The organism is Azospirillum sp. UFLA03-27 (assembly GCF_059803775.1).
Window position 1 is genome coordinate 1 of the sequence record NZ_JAUQTX010000374.1, and the last position, 4,440, is coordinate 4,440.

General features: G+C 67.3%; 5 protein-coding genes. All 5 read left to right on the top strand.

Annotated features, from left to right (window positions below):
- Positions 1 to 138 precede the first annotated feature (138 nt).
- Complete coding sequence (locus Q4I23_RS30790; RefSeq protein ID WP_454020882.1) at positions 139 to 510, top strand: hypothetical protein; 372 nt, start codon at positions 139 to 141, stop codon at positions 508 to 510.
- Positions 511 to 716: 206 nt separating this feature from the next.
- Positions 717 to 1,751, top strand: coding sequence for a 2-keto-3-deoxygluconate transporter (kdgT, locus tag Q4I23_RS30795; protein ID WP_498528742.1), 1,035 nt, complete (start codon positions 717 to 719; stop codon positions 1,749 to 1,751).
- Between the two features lie 137 nt (positions 1,752 to 1,888).
- The gene (locus Q4I23_RS30800; RefSeq protein ID WP_145678065.1) at positions 1,889 to 2,641 is read left to right on the top strand and encodes a GntR family transcriptional regulator; all 753 of its coding nucleotides are present in this window, start codon (positions 1,889 to 1,891) and stop codon (positions 2,639 to 2,641) included.
- Between the two features lie 51 nt (positions 2,642 to 2,692).
- A complete protein-coding gene (kduI, locus tag Q4I23_RS30805) occupies positions 2,693 to 3,529 on the top strand; it encodes a 5-dehydro-4-deoxy-D-glucuronate isomerase (protein WP_498528743.1) in 837 nt (278 codons plus the stop codon).
- 31 nt (positions 3,530 to 3,560) lie between these two features.
- Complete coding sequence (gene kduD, locus Q4I23_RS30810; RefSeq protein ID WP_237907899.1) at positions 3,561 to 4,325, top strand: 2-dehydro-3-deoxy-D-gluconate 5-dehydrogenase KduD; 765 nt, start codon at positions 3,561 to 3,563, stop codon at positions 4,323 to 4,325.
- Positions 4,326 to 4,440 lie beyond the last annotated feature (115 nt).

The following is a 4,440-nucleotide window of genomic DNA, read 5'->3' on the forward strand; positions in this document are numbered from 1 at the left end:
GTTATAGTCTCGTGGGCTCGGAGATGTGTATAAGAGACAGGGGTTAGGGTGGGGGCAAAACGGTTTCCAATGCCAAAAACTAAAATATCAGTTTCCAAAACCTGCCCTTTTGAAAACACCCTTTGAAGGAGCCGTGGCATGCCCCGGACCTCCGACCTGCCGACCGAGCGCATCGCCGCCCTGGAGCGCGACGCCGACACCCTGCGGCGGGCCTTCCTGACCACGCCGGTCTTCGCCCTGGACGACCACGGTCTGCAAGTGCGCTTCGAGGATTTCGGCCGCACCGCCCTCGCCCTCTTCCGGGAAACCGCCCGGCTGGACGGTGGCGAACAGTCCATCCAGCGCATCGAAGCCGCCTACCACCGCGTCCACGAGGCGCTGCAAGCCGTTGCCACGCTTGCACTTTCCGACACGGCGGCGGCGCTTCCGGCGCACGGGAACGGCCGCGCCGAGCCGTCACCCCACGACCTGCGACAGAGTGTCATCCGACGGGATACGCAGTTCTCCTGACTTGCCTCTCAGCGCTGATATACTAGTATTCACTCCATCGACGGCGCGATCCTTGGTCAGGCCCGACGGCCACTGGACCAGCACCGCCCCCGCAGGGGATGCGCGGCATGCTCCCCCTTCCTGCGCCGCAATCGGCAACCACCACCCCGGACTTTTCCCGGACTTTCCATCGACGGCCCAGTCGGACCGCCCCAGGAGTACCGACTATGAACATCAAATCCCGGATCGACCGCATCCCCGGCGGGATGATGATCCTTCCCCTGTTCCTCGGCGCCTGCCTGAACACCTTCGCGCCGAACACGGGCAAGTTCTTCGGGTCCTTCACCAACGGCCTGATCACCGGCACCCTGCCGATCCTGTCCGTCTGGTTCTTCTGCATCGGCGCCAGCATCAGCCTGAAGGCCACCCCGCTGGTCCTGCGCAAGAGCGGCGTGCTCGTCACCGTGAAGATCCTCACCGCCGCCACCATGGGCATCGTCGCCTCCTGGTTCATCCCGCACGAGGGCGTCTCGTCCGGCTTTTTCACCGGCCTGTCGGTCCTGGCGATCATCGCCGCCATGAACGACACCAACGGCGGCATGTACATGGCGCTGATGCAGCAGTACGGCACCAAGGAGGAATCCGGCGCCTTCTGCCTGATGTGCCTGGAATCCGGCCCCTTCATGACGATGGCGACGCTGGGTCTGGCCGGTCTGGCCGCCTTCCCCTGGCAGACCATGGTCGGCGCGCTGCTGCCCTTCCTGATCGGCTTCGCGCTCGGCAACCTGGACCAGGACTTCCGCAAATTCTTCGGCCAGGCCGTGCCGGTGATGGTGCCCTTCTTCGCCTTTGCACTCGGCAACAACCTGAACTTCGCGGTCATCCTGAACACCGGCCTGCTCGGCATCGTCCTCGGCCTCTCGGTCATCGCCATCACCGGTTTCACGCTGGTCGTCGCCGACATCCTGCTCGCCAAGGGCAACGGCACCGCCGGCATCGGCGCCGCCTCCACCGCCGGTGCGGCCGTGACCGTCCCGCCGATCATCGCCTCCATCGAGCCGAGCTTCGCGCCGAGCGCCCCGGCCGCCACCGCCCTGGTCGCCACCAGCGTCGTCGTCACCTCGCTGTTGACCCCGATCCTCACCGCCTGGTGGGCGCGCCGGTTCGGCGTCCTCTCCCCGCGCTACCTCGCCGCCCAGAAGGCCGCCCAGGAGAACACCCAAGCGCAGCCCCTGCCGGTCCAGCCCGCCCCCGCCGAGTGACGGCACTCGGCTGAGCGCCGCCCCACCCCGGACGAAAGCCGGAGATTGCGGACCCCGTGATTTCCGGCTTGCGCCACGGCACTGATATACTAATATGCTCCCTTAGGACCGGCCGAGCCGGCGCAACAGGTGCAGCCATGGACATGCCGACCACCCCGACGCCCGACGCCAGCAGCGACCGTCCCGCCCCCCAGCGGAGCGCGGTGAAGCCCTCCCGCGGGCCGGCGCGGGGCGCCTCCACCATGGCGGCGATCCACCGGTCGCTGCGCGCCGAGATCGTGGAAATGCGCCGCAACCCGGGTGAGCCCATCGTCGAGAAGCACATCGCCGAAGCCTTCGGCGTCAGCCGCACCCCGGTGCGCGAGGCGCTGCAGCGGCTGGCCGACGAGGGGCTGATCGAGATTTTCCCGCAGGTCGGCACCTTCGTCGCCCGCATCCCGGTGAACGCCCTGCCCGAGGCCATCGTCATCCGCACCTCGCTGGAGGGCACCGCCGTCCGCTACGCGGCGCAGCGGGCCACCGGCAGCCAGATCGCCGGCCTGCGCGCCAACCTGCTGCTCCAGCAGGAGACGGTGGAGGACGGCGACCTCAACGCCTTCCACGAAGCCGACGAGCGGTTCCACGCCCTGATCGCCGAGATCGCCGGCTATCCCGGCCTGTGGAGCATGGCGCAGCAGGTGAAGGTGCAGGTGGACCGCTACCGCCGCCTGACCCTGCCGGAGCCGGGGCGCCTGACCAACGTGCTGGCCGAGCACGCGGCGATCGTGGACGCCATCGCCGACGCCGACCCGGCGCTGGCCGCCGACCGCATGGCCGTCCACCTCGACGGCCTGCTGACCTCGATCCCCCAGGCCCAGGGGGCGAACCCGTTCTTCTTCACTGGTCCCTGACCCCTAATTCCGCCGCCTAGGCCCCCGAAAAACACAAACGAGGATACCGCCATGAAGATCACCGTCCGGCACGCGTCACACCAGGATGACGTCCGCAACTACGACACCACCAAGCTGCGCGACCATTTCCTCGTCCCGTCCATCTTCGAGGCGGACGACATCGTCCTCACCTACAGCCACATCGACCGCTTCGTGGTCGGCGGCGCCATGCCGGTGTCCGGCCCGCTGAAGCTGGAATCGGCCAAGGCCATCGGTTCGGCCAACTTCCTCGACCGGCGCGAGCTAGGCGCCGTCAACGTCGGCGGCCCGGGCCGCATCACGGTGGACGGCGCGGTGTTCGAGCTGGCCCCGCGCGACTGCCTCTACATCACCATGGGCAGCCTGGACGTCCGTTTCGAGAGCCTGGACCCGGCCAACCCGGCGAAGTTCTACCTGAACAGCGCCCCGGCCCACGCCCGCTTCGAGACGATGAAGATCTCCATCGAGCAGGCCAAAGCCGTTCACATGGGCGATCCGGCCCAGTCGAACGAGCGCACCATCTATCAGATGATCCATCCGGACGTCTGCCACACCGCGCAGCTCGTGCTCGGCATGACCGTGCTGAAGCCGAACAACATGTGGAACACGATGCCGTGCCACACGCACGACCGCCGCTGCGAGGTCTATTTCTACTTCGACCTGCCGGAGCCGGCCCGCGTCTTCCACTTCATGGGCGAGCCGTCCGAGACGCGCCACGTCGTCGTCGCCAATGAGCAGGCGGTGATCTCGCCGAGCTGGTCGATCCACTCCGGCGTCGGCACCCGCAATTACACCTTCATCTGGGCCATGGCCGGCGACAACCAGGACTTCACCGACATGGACTTCATCCCCATGGAAGACCTGCGCTGATCCCCGGACGCCAAGAATAAGGAGCAAGACAATGGCTCAGGCACATCCCTTCGATCTCACCGGCAAGGTCGCCCTGGTGACCGGCGCCCACACCGGCATCGGCCAGGGCATCGCCGTGGCGCTGGCCCAGGCCGGCGCCGACATCGCCGCCGTTGACGTGGTGCCGCTGGACGAGACCAAGTCCCTGGTGGAGGCCGCCGGCCGCCGGTTCCACGGCATGTCCGCCGACCTGACCAGCATCGCCCCGGTGCAGGGTCTGGTGGAGGAGGTGGTGGGCACCTTCGGCGGGCTGGACATCCTGGTGAACAACGCCGGGCTGATCCGCCGCGCCGACGCCGTGGACTTCACCGAGGCCGACTGGGACCTCGTGATGAACATCAACATCAAGACGGTGTTCTTCCTCTGCCAAGCCTTCGGCCGCTACGCCATCGGCCAGGGTCGCAAGGGCAAGATCATCAACATCGCGTCCATGCTGTCCTTCCAGGGCGGCATCCGCGTGCCCTCCTACACCGCCTCCAAGAGCGGCGTCGCTGGCATCACCCGCCTGCTCGCCAACGAATGGGCGGGCAAGGGCATCAACGTGAACGCCATCGCGCCGGGCTACGTCGCCACCAACAACACGGCAGCGATCCGCGCCGACGAGCAGCGCAGCGCGGAGATCCTGGGCCGCATCCCGGCGGGCCGTTGGAGCGTTCCCTCCGACATGGGCGGCCCGGCGGTGTTCCTGGCCTCCGACGCGTCGGACTACATCCACGGCACGGTCCTGCCGGTGGACGGCGGCTGGCTCGCCCGCTGAGGCGGGGTTGGTTCCGTTTGAGTGAAAAAAGCCGGGCGTCTGCGATGCGCCCGGCTTTTTCGTGTGGCGATTCGGGTTGGACATTGCCCCCACCCCTGTCTCTTATACACATCTC

What these genes read in the sequence shown, in the direction of transcription:
- Q4I23_RS30790 (WP_454020882.1), top strand. Translation starts at nt 139, where the DNA reads ATGCCCCGGACCTCCGACCTGCCGACCGAGCGCATCGCCGCCCTGGAG.
- kdgT (WP_498528742.1), top strand. Translation starts at nt 717, where the DNA reads ATGAACATCAAATCCCGGATCGACCGCATCCCCGGCGGGATGATGATC.
- Q4I23_RS30800 (WP_145678065.1), top strand. Translation starts at nt 1,889, where the DNA reads ATGGACATGCCGACCACCCCGACGCCCGACGCCAGCAGCGACCGTCCC.
- kduI (WP_498528743.1), top strand. Translation starts at nt 2,693, where the DNA reads ATGAAGATCACCGTCCGGCACGCGTCACACCAGGATGACGTCCGCAAC.
- kduD (WP_237907899.1), top strand. Translation starts at nt 3,561, where the DNA reads ATGGCTCAGGCACATCCCTTCGATCTCACCGGCAAGGTCGCCCTGGTG.